Annotated in this window: 17 protein-coding genes; 5 read left to right on the top strand and 12 right to left on the bottom strand. The window is 45.1% G+C overall.

Annotated features, from left to right (window positions below; translation table 11 throughout):
* Positions 1 to 12: 12 nt before the first annotated feature.
* The 3 genes from ACRRS0_RS05185 to ACRRS0_RS05195 all read right to left on the bottom strand — a co-directional run bounded on the left by ACRRS0_RS05185 (position 13) and on the right by ACRRS0_RS05195 (position 2894).
* A complete protein-coding gene (locus ACRRS0_RS05185) occupies positions 13 to 918 on the bottom strand; it encodes a DMT family transporter (protein WP_432454259.1) in 906 nt (301 codons plus the stop codon).
* A gap of 229 nt (positions 919 to 1147) precedes the next feature.
* The gene (locus tag ACRRS0_RS05190) at positions 1148 to 1786 is read right to left on the bottom strand and encodes a GTP cyclohydrolase II (protein WP_432454258.1); all 639 of its coding nucleotides are present in this window, start codon (positions 1784 to 1786) and stop codon (positions 1148 to 1150) included.
* 244 nt (positions 1787 to 2030) lie between these two features.
* Positions 2031 to 2894, bottom strand: coding sequence for a virulence protein (locus ACRRS0_RS05195; protein ID WP_432454257.1), 864 nt, complete (start codon positions 2892 to 2894; stop codon positions 2031 to 2033).
* A 279-nt stretch (positions 2895 to 3173) separates the two neighbouring features.
* Here ACRRS0_RS05195 and ACRRS0_RS05200 point away from each other — a divergent pair, with 279 nt between their 5' ends.
* Positions 3174 to 3800, top strand: a complete 627-nt coding sequence (locus ACRRS0_RS05200) for a hypothetical protein (RefSeq protein WP_432454256.1) — start codon at positions 3174 to 3176, stop codon at positions 3798 to 3800.
* Positions 3801 to 3836: 36 nt separating this feature from the next.
* Positions 3837 to 3983 (top strand): AraC family transcriptional regulator, encoded by a 147-nt coding sequence (locus tag ACRRS0_RS05205; protein ID WP_432456094.1) that lies wholly within the window; start codon positions 3837 to 3839, stop codon positions 3981 to 3983.
* A 150-nt stretch (positions 3984 to 4133) separates the two neighbouring features.
* On the opposite strand, the gene ACRRS0_RS05210 is transcribed toward ACRRS0_RS05205, so the two are convergent.
* The 9 genes from ACRRS0_RS05210 to ACRRS0_RS05250 all read right to left on the bottom strand — a co-directional run bounded on the left by ACRRS0_RS05210 (position 4134) and on the right by ACRRS0_RS05250 (position 11572).
* Positions 4134 to 4634 (bottom strand): GNAT family N-acetyltransferase, encoded by a 501-nt coding sequence (locus tag ACRRS0_RS05210; protein ID WP_432454255.1) that lies wholly within the window; start codon positions 4632 to 4634, stop codon positions 4134 to 4136.
* A gap of 544 nt (positions 4635 to 5178) precedes the next feature.
* The gene (locus ACRRS0_RS05215; RefSeq protein WP_432454254.1) at positions 5179 to 5334 is read right to left on the bottom strand and encodes a hypothetical protein; all 156 of its coding nucleotides are present in this window, start codon (positions 5332 to 5334) and stop codon (positions 5179 to 5181) included.
* A gap of 51 nt (positions 5335 to 5385) precedes the next feature.
* Positions 5386 to 6255, bottom strand: a complete 870-nt coding sequence (locus ACRRS0_RS05220) for a hypothetical protein (protein WP_432454253.1) — start codon at positions 6253 to 6255, stop codon at positions 5386 to 5388.
* A 530-nt stretch (positions 6256 to 6785) separates the two neighbouring features.
* Positions 6786 to 7565, bottom strand: a complete 780-nt coding sequence (locus ACRRS0_RS05225) for a heme ABC transporter ATP-binding protein (protein WP_432454252.1) — start codon at positions 7563 to 7565, stop codon at positions 6786 to 6788.
* Positions 7566 to 7572: 7 nt separating this feature from the next.
* Positions 7573 to 8640 carry a FecCD family ABC transporter permease gene (locus ACRRS0_RS05230; protein WP_432454251.1) on the bottom strand — a complete coding sequence of 356 codons (1068 nt, stop codon included), beginning with the start codon at positions 8638 to 8640 and terminating at the stop codon, positions 7573 to 7575.
* A 72-nt stretch (positions 8641 to 8712) separates the two neighbouring features.
* The gene (locus ACRRS0_RS05235; protein WP_432454250.1) at positions 8713 to 9579 is read right to left on the bottom strand and encodes a heme/hemin ABC transporter substrate-binding protein; all 867 of its coding nucleotides are present in this window, start codon (positions 9577 to 9579) and stop codon (positions 8713 to 8715) included.
* A complete protein-coding gene (locus ACRRS0_RS05240; RefSeq protein ID WP_432454249.1) occupies positions 9572 to 9994 on the bottom strand; it encodes an ExbD/TolR family protein in 423 nt (140 codons plus the stop codon). Before ACRRS0_RS05240 ends, ACRRS0_RS05235 begins: the two co-directional genes overlap by 8 nt.
* Positions 9991 to 10710 carry a MotA/TolQ/ExbB proton channel family protein gene (locus ACRRS0_RS05245; RefSeq protein ID WP_432454248.1) on the bottom strand — a complete coding sequence of 240 codons (720 nt, stop codon included), beginning with the start codon at positions 10708 to 10710 and terminating at the stop codon, positions 9991 to 9993. The genes ACRRS0_RS05240 and ACRRS0_RS05245 overlap by 4 nt, the downstream gene beginning before the upstream one ends.
* Positions 10711 to 10714: 4 nt before the next feature.
* Entirely contained in the window at positions 10715 to 11572 is an 858-nt protein-coding gene (locus ACRRS0_RS05250; RefSeq protein ID WP_432454247.1) for a TonB family protein, read from the bottom strand.
* 172 nt (positions 11573 to 11744) lie between these two features.
* On the opposite strand from ACRRS0_RS05250, the gene hutX reads away from it, so the two are divergent.
* The 3 genes from hutX to ACRRS0_RS05265 all read left to right on the top strand — a co-directional run bounded on the left by hutX (position 11745) and on the right by ACRRS0_RS05265 (position 15877).
* A complete protein-coding gene (gene hutX, locus ACRRS0_RS05255) occupies positions 11745 to 12257 on the top strand; it encodes a heme utilization cystosolic carrier protein HutX (protein WP_432454246.1) in 513 nt (170 codons plus the stop codon).
* Positions 12257 to 12781, top strand: a complete 525-nt coding sequence (locus ACRRS0_RS05260) for a pyridoxamine 5'-phosphate oxidase family protein (RefSeq protein ID WP_432454245.1) — start codon at positions 12257 to 12259, stop codon at positions 12779 to 12781. Before hutX ends, ACRRS0_RS05260 begins: the two co-directional genes overlap by 1 nt.
* Positions 12782 to 14290: 1509 nt before the next feature.
* Positions 14291 to 15877, top strand: coding sequence for a methyl-accepting chemotaxis protein (locus ACRRS0_RS05265; protein WP_432454244.1), 1587 nt, complete (start codon positions 14291 to 14293; stop codon positions 15875 to 15877).
* Positions 15878 to 16212 lie beyond the last annotated feature (335 nt).

Below are 16212 nucleotides of genomic sequence, written 5' to 3' on the forward strand. Positions count from 1 at the left end.
AGCGCTGTATTGCTAGTTGGCGAGCGGTGGTTGAGCACGACGGCGAAGCGGATTGCCCTTGGTAAATACAATCAGATTCCCAATGAATACGGTGGCGACTCCCAGCAAGGCTAGTGGTGTCCATTGGTAGCTTTCGAACAGGGTCGATAGGCCTAAGGCAACCACAGGAAACAGCACCGTAGTGTAGGCGGCTTTTTGTGGGCCTAAGCGTCCCACCAAGATCAGGTAGAAGCTAAAACCTAACACCGACCCCACTAAGGCAAGGTAGAATAAGCTACTCAAATACTTCACAGAGCTAGTGAGATGAAAACCTTGGCCGCTGAGCAGGCACCACAATAGCAGGAAGCTTGCGCCATAGGCCATGCCATAGGCATTGACTGACAACACCGGCAAGCCTTGCTTTTGCTGTTTTGCTGAAAGCACATTGCCTAAAGAGAAGCAGTAAGTGCCCGCCAATGCCATCAAAAGCCCAAGCACTTGCTTACCCAAGCCTTCACTTTGTTGTAGATTAGGGTAAAACAATAACACGATACCACTAATCCCAATGGCTCCGCCCACTAATAGCCTTAGACTCGGACGTTGTTTATAGAACAGCCAACTGTTGCCCATATTCATGATGGTGGCGATGGAAAATATAATCGAGATCAGTCCACTGGGGATGTATTGTGCGGCATGATAAAACAGCATGAAATTACAGCTAAATAGGCACAGGCCTAATAGTAAGCAACTGAAGTGTTGTTTTGGGTTGAGCTTTTGTAAGCGTCCGCTGAGGCGTAAAAAAATCATTAATATTAACGCGGCGATAGCAAATCGATACATGATGGAATTAGCGATGGGCACATCGCCAATTTGATAGGCTATCGCTAACCAAGTTGTCCCCCAGATCCCTACGGTTGCTACATAAATAAGAGCAATCATTTAAGCTTTCCTTGCGCGGCCATCGATACCCAATTAAAGAGTTCTATTATGCTGGAGTCGTCAGGCCGATGATTACAGATCTTTGCGCAATTTTAGGTGTTTTTATCGAATCTTGCGCATTTTACAAAAAGAGCAGCCGCCTCGCGGTTTGTATTGTGGCGGTGAAGTGCCGCTCAGGGCACTCTTCGCTTGGACTGTTTTGTTCGTTACTCGGTAGGGACTGAGTGGTTTACTCAGAAGACAGCAGATCTTTACTGAGTTTGAGTCGATGTTTACCGCGGGTGGCTTTGGTTACTAGGTAATAATGGTTGTCGACTTTACGATAGACCCCTGTGCTTTCCATTTCGCTGACGATAATGCCATTTTCTTCGAGGGCAGTTTGTTTACGTGGGTTGTTGCTGAGTAGCTTCAGCTGGTTCACTCCCATCGCTTTAAGCATTTGAGCTGCTTCGCCAAAGTCTCGCAAGTCGTCATCAAAGCCCAATTGATTATTAGCGCTATAGGTGTCGATACCCTTAATTTGCAGCTGATAGGCATCCAGCTTGTTGTATAAACCGATCCCACGGCCTTCTTGGCGCATATACAGGATAATGCCACCTTGCTCGGCCATTTTTTCGATGGCTTCATTGAGCTGTTCACCGCAATCACACCGTGAAGAACCAAATACATCGCCGGTTAAGCATTCAGAATGGATCCTCACTAGAGGGTTTTGTTGTTGGCTGTCGGCATTTTTGAAGACCAGTGCGACATGTTCTTTATCACTACTCAGATCTCTAAATGACAGCATTTCGGCAGGAATATCGCTGCGGCGTCCAACTTGAAAGGGGACTCGGGTGCGAATACGGGTGGTGTTTTCTGCTGGCTTCATCAATGCGCTCCATTACAACGGCGATGGCGAAGTGTATAAATTCATTCTAGCAAATGCAAAGCCTTCCTCTGCGTAAAATTTACTGGTTGTGGTTCAGCTATCCTAAAAACCTGATGGAGATGACAATCAAAAGCATTTTCACCATCCCTCTTACAGAAACGTAAATTGATTTTTTTGGGGGGGGGCTAAACTTGAACGACTCAGCTTTTTAAGGTGAATGATTTAAGTGAAGATTCCAGCTAAATTAAAAACGGTAGCCTAGGTTTAACATAAGGCTGGTACGTTGGCCCATTCCTAGTTCTAGTAGTGCCGCCAGTCGGTCGTTGAGAGAGACTTGAGCGCCTAATAGTGCATTCCATTGTGTTTTTAATCGCTGATTTACATCAAACCTCGTATTACTCGGAAATTGCGGAGGGAGAGCGATCCCGAGTTCGGATATATCACCATGAAAACTTTGCTCTAAGTTTTGGTACATCATTCCCCCCCACAGTTGAATGCTGTGGCCGCTGACTTCCCAGCGATAGCCAAGGCGAGGGCTAATGACGAGCGTATTGACTTCACCATTCAGAATATCGAGATCGGTGCGGCTATAGTTAATGTCGAATACACTAAACCAGTTGCCAATTCCCGCGACAAGGGTACTGCCGACGCCATAGGTAAGGCCTTTAAACTCGAGGTCTATTTGAAAAGGACTTAATAAAGGCTGACCTGCGAAGTTGATTTGTGCGTCGCTAATGCTGCTACCTTTGGTATAGCCGAGTAGCCCGTAAACATTTAAAAAGGGGCTGAGCCACAGATCGGCTTTAAAACTCAATGTTTCGGAATCTTGCACTGCATCACTGGTTTCAATATCAATTAAGGGCTCTAGTGCTCCTAAGCCTGAGAAAGAAATGTTATCGCTCGTTAAAGATTGCGACATTCCCAGATAATTTAGGCTGAAGCCATAGGGTTTCGGCAAGCTTTGGTTGCGCTGTTTTGCCTGCTCTGCCCCCATAGGAAAATAGGGTTTCTCTTCAGAATCGAAGTTATCTTCGACGACAGCCTCGGCGAAGAAGGGGGAATAGAAAGCGATAAATAGGCTTGCTTTCAGCCACTGAAGCTTAGTCATGAGATCCTTCTTTCGGTGATTACAGTGAATATTTTTAGGGGCGTTAAAGCCACCTTGCTATTGAGCGAAGAGTTACATCCGGATGTTACTAGGAGGGATGCCACAGCCGAACAAGCTTTGTCGTAAGTCTATCGACCGTGCTTATCATTTTGCCGTGGATTCTATTGAAAGTATTCAATTAAAACAAGCCATCTTTGCTTCTGATACGCTTGCTTAATCTTAATTCGTACTTATGATGGACGAATCTCCCTGAGCAAGCAGCCATGCGCTGGTGGCGTGATGAATTATTCACATTTATATCAACAAAATCAACGAGTTCATGTTTTCGAACGGCTGAGCAACGCTCGGGCAGTGCTGCATAACCGTGTCAATTTGAATCGGCAGTTAGGTTTTGCGCTGTGGTCTAATCAGGATGATGTGACTTCCTATCAGAAGCCAGAACACCACACCCTAAGTCTCTATCTGTCTGGCGGATATCAAACCAAACGGGTGCTTGGAGCGCAGTCGATTGGCGGTGGAGCACCGGGCAAGTTATGCATCATGCCTGCAGGGCATGAATCACATTGGCAGGTTGATGGCCCCTTGCGTTTTGTACATCTGTACTTTTCAGATGATGATCTCAGTCGCTGTATCGAGCAGACTTGGGATAAAAGTGCGGCACAAGTTAGCCTACAAGATTTAACTTTTATCGACGAACTGGCCATCAGCAGCCTACTGCAACACTGGGCTTTGAAGTTAAACTGGCAAGACGGCAGTGCGCAACTGGCCTTCGAATCAGTAAGCCAACTATTACTTGGCTATTTGCCGAAAAACTATGTCGATAGGCGTTTTACTGACTTACCAAGCAGCGGTGGTGTAGCTCCATTTCCGTTGCAGCGTTGCCAAGATTTCATCGAACAAAACTAGCTTCCAACTAAGCTTACACCAGTTAGTCAGCTTAGTCTGGTCGAGCTTGCTTACCAGCTCGGATTTTCTTCTCAGGCTCACTTTAGTGCTCGTTTTAAAAGCTTTACTGGGTATCGTCCCTTGGCTTATCGTCGCTCGCACAAGAGAGCAGCCCAATTTATCCATGTTGGTGGCTTCCTATAAGCGCAGCTGTCGCTTGCAAGGGATTCATTGCTATCCATATTGTGATTAATGTGAATATTTGGAAAGTCTGACTTAGCGTGGCGATCTGTTGAACAGTTATGCTGCTTGCAGGCAACATTGCAGGGCCGGGTCGTGAATCGTCATCACGCCTTAGCTGGCAATGAAACCATGGTCTGGTCGTATTCTGGACATGATGTGCATATCGATATAGCGACCCGATTTAAAGGTACTTAGCCTTTTTGTTCCTTCTATTTCAAAGCCGACCCGTTTATAAAGTGATATCGCCGCTGAGTTGTCAATATGTACTTCCAACTCTAAACGAACGAGGTTAAGCCAATTATCAGCTTGGTTTATCGCTTCTTGTAATAGTGCTTTGCCAATACCTTTGCCGTGAGCGTCGGGGTGTACTGCAATTGCAATCCCTGCACAGTGTCTATCTCGAATTTTGTTGGTTAAGAAAAGCGTTATGTGGCCTACAACTTTGCCGTTACTCTCAGCTACTAAGGTGTATTGCTCTAGATTATCAAATAAATTAGCCACAATATCAGAGCTAAGAAAAGGTAACTGAGAGGTATTTTCAGAAACCGATGAAAAGCTATAGATATCAAATAAATCGGTATTATCTGATCGTTCCAAGCGCCTGATTTTCATTGTTCAATTCACTCCTGATTAAAATCTATGGTGAGTACATTATGCGACTGAGCTAGAAGTGTATCGTAAATCTGGGGAAGTCCAAATAGCTTACTATGTTCGTTGGATTGCTTATGCATCGCTTATCTAAAGCCCCACAGGGCGCAGCAATTGAATTGATTATTTGCTAAAAGTAGGTCAAAGTATCGCTGTGAAAACCGCTATCCTTCGTGAAGCAATAATCAGGATGGTCAATTCCAAGCTGGTTGTTTCCTTATTAACTTACTCATTCAAATCAAATTTTTCTAAATTAGTCACTTATCTAGAGATTGTTGCGTTAGCGGACCAATTTGCAGATTTAGTGCTCTAGATTTTAAATATCACTGGTAATCACGTCCTAAAAATTCTGATGCTTGTTGCGCATCCACTGTGTCAATTAACCGTCCCAAGTAAAGCGTCAATCACTTTGGACTGACGCTTTACCTAAGCTTAGGTAACTGAGCAAATCGATTGTGAACCAGGAAGGTTTAATGTTTATCGAGCCAACGGTTTTGGTTTCTTAGACTTAAATAACGACCGGGAATCTGTACTGGGGGGGACGCATAATTTGTGGCTGATAATTAAATACCGAGCCAATTTGTTGCTCGGTGAGCACTTGCTCAGGAGAGCCACGAGTCACTGCGCTTGATGTCTGGTTATCGGCAAATTTATTCTGCGTCATAAGTTGCTCATATAATAAATCAGATTGGTATAAGTTGTGAGCAGCGTTCGCTTACTCAAGACGATAGAACCATTTTGCATCAATCGCATTGAATTTCTCACTGTTCAATGGGTTTTTAATATGGATGGCGGTTCGCGTTGCAAGCTGAGCTTTGCCGAGACCCTCCTTCATAAATGGATGGTTGCTCATTAGTCGCTGATAACTCCCTTGCGAGTAGGCGTTTTCTAAGCCCTTGATGATGTCGGCATAGAGTTCGGTGTTTTCTTTATTGACATAAAAGAAATGCCCCGATGGATAGACCAGCACCAGGCTATTCTCAATCACCAGATTTGGCAGTTTTGCTTTGTAGAACCGGAGGAATCCGTAGATTTCTCCCGCCCCTAATGGAAAGAAATCAAACCGTTCTCTATCAAGCATTTTAAGTAAGTTCTCGATCTTGGACGAGGTTATTACCTGCAAACCTGCGCTTTTTAAAATGACCACATCCGGCCAAGCTCTTCCCTGACCCGCAGTTTTGCTGTGAAGTTGTTGTAAAGTTTTAATCTTGGCAAAATCTTCAACTTGATTTTGGTGGATAATAAACAGTCGCCACCCCAGCAGTCCGCCATCGAGGGGAATGGGAACCATGTTGAACTGTTCTTCCAGCGAACTATCGGCCGCGTTGTCTGCGGCAGAGAGTTTACCCTCGCTCAACAGGCTAAAAGCCCGCTCTGTGTTGACTGCTAAGGGATAGAGTTGCAGTTGATATGGTTTTCCACTGTTCTTGAGCGCTAAGGCCATCATTTGATAGCCAAAGCTGGCTTCCTCAAGTCCATCAATATTTGGATACATAACGATAGTCTTGGCTGAGCCATCGCTGAATATACTGCTAAATCCGAATATGAGGCAAACAGATAAAAGCAGAATGGATACTCGTTTCATAAGTTCTCCTTTGAGCAACGTTACAACGTTCTACAAAAGAGGGGCCTTTCTCCCGGCGGCGCTCACTTTCAGGGGGAGTCCAGCTTGCTAGTAAAGCCTGAACATCATGCTCCTCAAGTCCTGTGTTTGTTATAGGCCAGTCAGACAAAAGTCTCCTGTTAGCTGTAAAGCACCATGCTCTAAGTTCAACACGTTTATACATATAAATTTAGCACATTTATCCTAGACTGAGGCTGATTCAGCATCATTTTGGTGCTATTTATGGCTTGGATAATTGGCGTCAAAACAATAAATGCTTAACCTGAATTAGGTGGTCAATGAATCGTCCATGATACTGCTATTTTTATTGCGGTCCAGATTGCTAAAATTAGATAAATATCTTTTATTTCTGTGTGTTACCCGTGATTGATGTTTTGAATATCAGTCGCAGGGCAGTGAACGCTTCGCTTAGTTAAGGGGGAACAGGCTTATTGCAAGCCTGCTGAGGAAGTACACAGAGGAGGATGACCGATAGTCTGAGCGACTACAGTTTAAATGATCACCGGAAAGCCATATTTGGGGTGGCGCATAATTTGTGGCTGATAATTAAATACCGTGCCAATTTGTTGCTCGGTGAGCACTTGCTCAGGAGAGCCATCGCCACATATTTCACCTTGCTTTAATAATACGATTCGCTCGCAGTAACGTGAGGCAAGGTTGAGATCGTGCACCACACTGATCACCGTGGCACCTTGCTGGCTTAGTTTTGAGGCATGTTGCATCAAGGCTTGCTGGTGGTTTAAATCTAAGGCGCTGGTGGGCTCGTCTAAGAGTAAGATTTGTTGTTCTATTGGGGTGTCGGCGAGTTGCGCTGTGACGCGAGCATAGTGAACCCGCTGTTTTTCACCGCCCGATAGTTGCGGGTAGGGCGTATCGCGATAGTGCCAAATGTCCATCAATTCCAGTTGTTGTTCAACGATTTGTAGCTGCTGCTGGTGGCTTAATTTACTGTTGATTAAGCCGAGACTAACTACCTCGCTAACGCTAAAGGCAAAGCTTAAGGCTGAACTTTGCGGGAGTACCGCGAGATGGCGGCTTAATTCTGTGCGTCGCCAGTGTTTGCGTTGGCGTTGTAAAATACTGAGTATGCCGGTGGGGGCTTCAAGATCGCCAGAAATGAGCTTGAGTAGTGAGCTTTTACCTGCCCCATTAGAGCCCAACAAGGCGGTATGTTGGGCTGGATAAAACGCCAGTGATAGGTCTTTAAAGAGTTGCTTTTTACCCAGAGTGAGACCGATGTTGCTGAGCTGTACGGTAGTTGAAAGAGTCATAGTCGTCCTAGGCAATGCGTTGCCGCTGTTGTAACAGCAAGAATATGAAGAAGGGCGCGCCAACCAGTGCGGTCACGATGCCTACGGGGAGCTCAGCAGGACTAATGATCATCCGTGAAATAAGATCCGCCATTAACAATAGTGCTGCGCCGAGTAAGCCGCTAAAAGGAATGAGTTGTTGGTGGTTGGGCCCAAGTAACATTCTCACTAAATGGGGAACCACTAAGCCGACAAAACCAATTAAGCCGGATACCGACACTGCAATCCCCACTCCCAGCGCGGTAAAGAAGATCAGTTGACTCTTGAGTTTTTGTACATCGATGCCTAGGTGGCCAGCTTCTGCTTCGCCTAATAATAGTGCGTTTAAGGCCTTGGCTTTGCGGCAAAACACTACCGTGAGTATGGTCAAGGTAATAAAAGCCAATAAGATATTATTCCAGCTGGCTCCCGCCAGTGATCCCATTTGCCACAGGCTCAAGTCGCGTAGCATTTGATCGTTAGCCAAATAGCTTAATAGGCCGATCCCAGCACCAGAAAGCGCACCAATGGCGATGCCCGCTAATAACATCATGACCACCGAAGTCCCATTGGCTGTTGTCCCCAAGCGATAAACCAAGATAGTGGTGATAAAGCCGCCGACAAAGGCAAACAGTGGTATTGCCAGACTACTCACCACGTTTGGGAGCTGCCAATCTAATAGACTCAGCAGCACAATGGCTATGGCAGCGCCAGCAGCACTGCCGCTTGAGACGCCAATAATACCGGGGTCGGCTAAAGGATTACGAAATAAGCCCTGCATGACCGCGCCGCACATGGCTAAAATAGCTCCCACGGCGATGCATAACAGGGTGCGCGGTAGGCGGATACCGGTGATCACTAGTTGGTAGTGAGCTGGAGCATCTGAATGCAGAGAAAAAGGCACTAAAGCTCTTAAAGCGTCTGCCACGGGAATGCTCATCGGCCCTTGAGTGACAGACAACAAGCCTGCGGCAATGAGTAACAGTAAGGAGGCCAACATAAACCAGCGAGACAAGCTGATTTTGGGGGAGACCGACTTTGGCGAAAATAGCGACATTAATACAACCTTGTAAAGGTTAAATAGCGAGTAATTGAGCTTATACATTCAGCTCTGTTTATATTATTGGGCTTATTGTAGGCGTTGGCTTAGCCGTGTTGCTTGTTCTAAGCTTGCTAAACCTAAGCCACCAATTAGTGCATGTCCATCAATCGCATAAATTGCGAGCTGTTGTCCAGCGGGCGTCGCCGCTAATACCGGAAAACTATCAATTACACCTTGTGGCCCACCGAGGGCGTCTAAACTTCGTTGGCTAAATAATAACAGTTCTGGTTGCAAGGCTAAAATGGCTTCGTTCGAGAGCGGTTTGTAGCTGTTAATATGCGGTTTTGCAAGGTTTACTGCACCAGCCAGTTCGATGATGCTATTGGCGGCTGTGTGATCTCCCGCCGCCATTAGTTTTTTGCCATCGTGGCTGATGAAAAATAAGCTATTGAGTTGGCGAGCAGTTTTAGCTTGTTGTTTTAAGTGGCTAATTTGTTGTTTTAGTTTGGCTTGTAGCTGTTGCCCTTGTTGCGGATGGCCTAATAATTCTGCGAGTTGGACTATCCGTTGCTCGAGGCCAGCGATAGTCGCTTCACTATTTAAACGATGTACTGCAATTCCAGCTTGCTGCAATTGAAGCAAGCTACTTTCGGGCCCCATTTCATCACTGCCAATTAAACCATCTAGACCTAAAGCGAGTAAGGCTTCGGCGCTGAGTTGGCGATGATAACCAACCACCGGTAGCTTAAGCCGAGGTGGCAGGTCACTGGTTGAATCTACTGCTACCAGTTGTTTCTCAGCGCCAAGGGCTATCACTATTTCGGTAATGTTAGCACCAGCACTCACCACGTGTTTTAGTGGCGACTCTGCAACGCTGATTGACGAGTAGAATAGGCTCGCGATAGTTAGGCAGAATAGCGGTGAAAGAAAGCGCAAAGGTTGATGCTTAATCATGTTTTTTTTCCATTAAAATTTGAGTGGTCTCTATCTTGAGTTGTTGTAATAATTCAAGCAATTTGAGCAATTGTTCGACTGGAACTTGGCGCTCGCTGGCGAGGCTGGTATGAGCCAAAGGTTGTTGTTGGCTCTGCTGTTTTAAGGCAGCGGCAAAGGTTTGAAAGTTTTGATAACGTTGTTGTCCAAGCCCCCATTTAGGTGATTCCGCAAATAGACTCAACTGTAGCTCGGCGGGTTGCTTTGCAGCTTGGGGCTGTGCTTGTTCGGTTTGTGGCAGGTTCATCTTCATCTGATAAACCCGAGAGTTTGCCGTGAGCAGCAGAAACACCAATACAATGAAGATAATGTCTAATAGGGCTGTTAGGTCCGGCATCATGCTGAAGCCACTATTTTTTTGTTCTATACGGATCATGCGGGGCTCTGAAGTTCCGGTTGAAAGGCCGCAAGGGTTTTTGCATCGTCGGCAAGGGTATCGACACCTTCAATCATCAAGTTGGCTTGATTGATCATTGTTTCCAGTTGGTGCACGATTTGATCCTTCCACAAGCTCAAAGCATGCGCAAAGGCAAGTGCGGGAACCGTCACCATTAAGCCTGCTGCGGTGGTATACATCGCTGTCCCAAGGCCTTGTGCTAGCATTGCTGGGTTAATTGCTTGCTCGGTACTGGCCAGAACATCGAACATCTCAATTAAGCCAAGCACGGTGCCGAGTAAGCCGAGTAAGGGACTAATTAGCGCTAGAATGTGTAAGGCTTTGAGACCTCGAGAGAGTTTTTGTTGCTGTTGGCGTAACCAAACGGCTGCTATTTCCTCACGAAGTGTCTTGCTTTGATGACGATGAACCAGCAATAGGCAAATTGCTTTGCGGGCGAGGCTACGAGATTGGGAAAAACAGCGAGCTCCTGGCTGGCAGGACGTTTGATTATTGACCAGCAGGTGAGTAGCTAATTGTAACCAATTTCGTTGATAGTTACTGAGTTGCACCGTGGCTAAGCTGATCACTCGTTCGGCAATGATTGCGCAGGCGAGTATTGAACAGGCGATGATTGGCCAACGTAAGTCGCCGAGCTGGTCTGCGGTGATGATTTGGCTAAAAGCCGTTAGTTTATCCATAGAGAATATTTGCATAGGGTCAACTTAATTTAAATTTAATCGGAATAAATACGCGAGACATTTGCGCTTGACCGTCAATCACTAGTGGCTTAAAGGGCCATTGTTGAACGGCGTTTAATGCGGCTTGGTCGAGGCTACTAATGCCTGAGCTAGTGCTTATTTCCCGCTTGATTTGCCGTCCTTTAGGGTCTAACCAAACTTCCACTATCACTTTGCCCTGCTGTCCGCGTTTTTTTGCCAAGCGTGGATAGACCGGGGCTTTCGGTGGATGGGCAAATTGTGGCTGGCTATTGAGTCTTGGTAGTTGTGCTAGACCTTGTTGCGGACTCGGTTTCGAGCGGCTAGATTGTTGCGGTATTCCTGAGGTGGTTTGAGTTAATTGCTCAGCCTCTGGTATTAATTTGTTAGGGTTAGTGCGCTGCTGATTAACTGGCTTTGCTTTGGGGTGAGTTGTGGGCAGAGGCGTCTTTTTAGTTTGTTGCGGTTGCGCTGCTTGGGTTTGGCGGACGGCGTGAAGCAGTGCGTCTGTTGGGGGCTGTTTTTCATGCTCAACGATTCCTATCGATTTAGTTGGTGTCGTTTGGGGTTTAGGCTTGCGCTTTGGTTTTTGAGCGGGGGGCGGAGATAACTCGCTCTGCATCACCGACTGAGGAGGATGTTCGACCAGAGCTTGGGCGACATCTGGCTCGCCTATAAAAGGAGCTTCAGCTTGCTCTGGCGCATTCAATATTTTGGTACTAATACTGATTCCATCGACCTTCGATGCCACAATGTCGCCACTACTATTTAGTTGCAGAGGGCTTGGTGAAGGTTTAAGTAATATAAAATAGGCGTGGATAGCAGCGGATAGCGCGATCGCGATAGTTAACTTTCCCATCTATTTTTATTCCGCTATTGCCCTCAATTAAGCAACAGAATATCGATAAAACAAATTCAAGTAAATACAAATGATAATGATTTGCATTCGATTGATGATTGGGTTAAGGTGGTTATATTGTTGTTAAGCGGACGGTCGCGTTTGCTTAGTCAGTGGTCGATAGGAGAGTTAAATGACGCTATCTGTAGCAGACGTGCTTGAGCAGTATCCCGATTTAAGTGTGGCTCAATTAGCCCAGAAAGCTCAATCTAGTGAAGCAGAAGTTGTCGCCCACTTGCCAGAACACATGGCATGTTGGTTAGTCACTGAACAATTACAATGGTTACTCTATGATTTGCCGAGTTGGGGACCATTAACCACAATTATTCAGATTGCGGGTTCAGTTTTTGAAATTAAGGATAGTTTTCCAGCCGGGAAATTGGGTCATGGTTATTACAACTTAATGGACAAGCAAAGCCACTTACATGGTCATCTTAAGTTAGAAAACATCGCTCAAGTGGCCTTAGTGAGTAAACCTTTGCGCGGTACAGAAAGTTATTGCTTCCAATTTTTTGATGATAGGGGAGACACCATTTTTAAGGTGTACTTGGGGCGTGATCGTAAGCGAGTCTTATTCGCCAATCAAGTGGAACGTTTTGAGTTATTAAAGCAAAAAATGGCTGTGAAAGAAGTAGAGGATTGCTAGTGAGCAGTGACAAGAGTGAGAAACAGCAGCGTTTGGCCTCGCGTTTAGGGCCCGAAATTGCAGATTTTATCGAACAACAGCAGAGTTTAATACTGGCTTCTCAGGGGGAAGATGGTTTCCCTCACAATTCGTATTCGCCGTTTGTTTTTTATCAGGCTGCATTTTTTATTTTTATTAGCGACATCTCCAAACATGCTCACTATTTACGTGCGCATGAAAAAGCCGCGCTAATGTTGATTGAAGACGAGACTAGTTCTCAGCAAATTTATGCCCGTAAACGCTTGAGCTATGAAGTGATTGCGCAACAAGTCGATGCCGAGCCCAGAGAGCAAGTGCTGGACTTATTAGCCAAACGCCATGGCGATATTGTCGAAAATCTTCGTCAGTTAAGTGATTTTAAGTTATTTCGTTTAACGCCGATTAACGGACGTTATGTAAAAGGATTTGGTCAAGCTTTTGATATTAAAGGTTATGACGATGTCGATTTTGTGCACTTGAAGGAAGGGCACAAAAAGCGAGCTTAAGGGCTCGTGGTTTACACCCGGGGTATAGCTGCCCCTGTACGTAAGTACTCTCTCCACACTCAGCGCAAGCTGAAACATTAGGTCTAATTGGACTAGAGCGGCACAACATTTCGTGCCGCTTTTTTTATGTTTTAAATTAGTGTGACGACTCGACCTATTTTGCGGCGAGAACCAAAGTGAAGGCTCTCCGCCATTGATGCAGCGCAAGCTGAAACATTAGGTCTAATTAGACTAGAGCGGCACAACATTTCGTGCCGCTTTTTTTATGTTTAAAATCAGTGTGACGACCCGCTCCATTTTGCGGCGAGAACCAAAGTGAAGGCTCTCCGCCATTGATGCAGCGCAAGCTGAAACATTAGGTCTAATTAGACAAGCGTGGCACAACATTTCGTGCCGCTTTTTTTTATGTTTAAAATCAGAGTGACGACTCGGCCCATTTTGCGGTTAGAGTAAAGTGAAGGCTCTCCGCCATTGATGCAGCGCAAGCTGAAACATTAGGTCTAATTAGACTAGAGCGGCACAACATTGCGTGCCGCTTTTTTTATGTTTAAAATCAGTGTGACGACTCGGCCCATTTTGCGGTTAGAGTAAAGTGAAGGCTCTCCGCCATTGATGCAGCGCAAGTTGAAACATTAGGTCTAATTAGACAAGCGTGGCACAACATTTCGTGCCGCTTTTTTTTATGTTTAAAATCAGAGTGACGACCCGCTCCATTTTGCGGCGAGAACCAAAGTGAAGGCTCTCCGCCATTGATGCAGCGCAAGCTGAAACATTAAGTCTGATTAGACAAGCGTGGCACAACATTTCGTACTGCTTTTTTTATGTTTTAAATCAGTGTGACGACCCGCTCCATTTTGCGGCGAGAGTTAAAGTGAAGGCTCTCCGCCATTGATGCAACGCAAGCTGCAACATTAAGTCTGATTAGACAAGCGTGGCACAACATTTCGTGCCGCTTTTTTTATGTTTTAAATCAGTGTGACGACCCGATCTATTTTGTGGTTAGAGTAAAGTGAAGGCTCTCCGCCATTGATGCAGCGCAAGCTGAAACATTAGGTCTGATTAGACCGTGGCACAGAACGGAATACCGATTTTATTTCTTGAATGTATGTAAACGATAGGCTTGTTCTGGTGACTTTGTAAATGATTCTTGCCATTCACGCTATATCTGTCGATTCCCTATTCTTCTGATAGGCCGCTGTTCATTATAAAATAAAATACCGTTTTATTTTTTAGGTTGGATACGTTTTATATTGATTTGTGATCCACTTGCTATGCAGAATAAGCGCCTTTGGCTTGCTGAACGTGAGCCATCGTTGTGGTGAAGGGGAGTGATTGCTTGATGAACGTCTTATCTGCTTGAAGATAATCAAGTACTAGGCTTTGTTTTAGTGCTAAAAATTTGTAAAAAAAACGCGATTAAATTGGCTAGAGTGAAGGAGGCATTCCATAATGTACTTATTCGCTTGGCTAAGTGATGGATAATAAAACTATGGATAAATGGAATTGCATATGAAGCTTTCAAGACAACTAACTTACTTAATGATCGTTGTTATTTTGGGATTTATTTCACTGGGTATTTTTGGATTAACGGAGTTAAAGTCTAGTTTGATCGAGAGCCGTAAACATGAAATTCAGTCAATATTAACTTTTGCCCGTACTCAGTCTCAACTTTATATTGATCAAAACAAAAAGGGACTAATTACGCGCGAAGAGGCAGAAGCAAAAGTCGTTGAAGTTCTATCGGGGATCCGGTTTGGTGCTTCCTATGTATGGTCGAATGATAACAAGGGCATGTCTAGGGTACATATTCGTCCCGAGAAGATGGGCATTTTTCAGAAGTCTTATCAGGAGCATATGGAGAAGCTCCAGAATAAAGACTTTGCCTTCTCTGTGGGAAGTAACCTTAAACCCAATACCAACATTAAAGTGATTAAGGTAAATGGGATGACTAAACTTCCAGGGTGGAATTGGGTAGTGGGTTACGGCGTCTATATGGATGATGTTGAGCAAACTTACTGGGATTTTGCTTTTAAGTTTTTGTTAATCGCGGCTGCAATCATTATTGTGGTGGTTGGTTTAACGATATTTATGTTGAAACTCATTTTGTCTAAGTTAGGCGGAGAGCCAAATTACGCGGTTGAGGTGACCAGTCGCATCGCTAAAGGAGACTTGTCGGAAAAAATTGAAGGTAAGTTTTCCGATGATAGCTTGCTTGGTTCAATTGCTTTCATGCAAAACTCATTGAAGACAATGGTTGCTGATATTCTTAAAGGTTCAAATCATCTGACGGAAGCGACCGCAGCTTTACATGAGCAGGTAGCGATGATTACCAATACTTCAAAGGGCGCTTCAGACGCATCGATTTCTACCGCCGCATCGATCTTTGAGATGTCCAGTTGTATCAAAGAAATATCTTCTAGTTCAGAAAAAACTGAGAAAAATTCAGAGCACTCTTACGAGGTCTGTAAAAATGGTGAATTATTGGTGCAGCGCTCGAGTGATGTGATTAATCAAATTTCTGAGCAAATTAGCACTTCAATGTCCGACTTTAAAAACCTACAAGATCGCTCTAATCAAATCGGCAGTATTGTGAAAGTGATTCGAGACATTGCCGACCAAACCAACTTGTTAGCACTGAATGCGGCAATTGAGGCGGCTAGAGCGGGTGAGCAAGGTCGTGGTTTTGCAGTGGTCGCCGACGAGGTGCGAACCTTAGCTTCACGTACCGCAACCGCAACCGCTGAAATTACAGAGACTATCAACGTGATTCAGAATGATACTGACGTAGTGGCGAAGGCTTTAGAGTCTATCCTTCCGAAAGTTCAAGATAGCGTTTCTAGCTCAGTTGAGGTGACTCAAATGCTTGGTGACGTGCAAACCAGTTCAACCGATACCTTGAATATGATCCGTGAAGTATCAAGTGCGACCTCCGAGCAGGAGCAAGCCTCAAACGAACTCACTATGCACGTCGAAAATATTTCAGGAATGGTGCAAGGCACTGCGGATTCAATTGAACAATGTCGCGATACGGTAGCTGCATTGGATGAATTGGCCAATGAGTTGAATAAATCGGTGAGTTATTTCACCCTGAAGTAACTTGTATCCCTCTCGCTGAAACAGTCGCAGTTTATGAGATTGTTTCAGCTTGTTTCATTTCCTCAAGATCCCATCCTCTATTTCCATTGGTTATTGCACTAGTCCCGGTTCTTCACTCACTTGGTATTTCCTAGATTTTCATGGATACAGTCTGCCGGTTTTAGTGGGAGTCTAAGCTTAGGCATTACTCATTGTTGATTGTGCGAGCTCAAAGGAGTCGCAGCGCCTCGTTGGCTGTGATAGCTGCCCTCTAGTAGGACATACATTAGCAATAGCTGGTTGCTTGCTTAACGAAAGTGCTCAGGCTTCCTCAGAGATAAGCTTAAATCTTAATA

It is taken from the genome of Agarivorans sp. QJM3NY_29 (assembly GCF_050870835.2).
In the GTDB taxonomy this organism is placed as follows: domain Bacteria; phylum Pseudomonadota; class Gammaproteobacteria; order Enterobacterales; family Celerinatantimonadaceae; genus Agarivorans.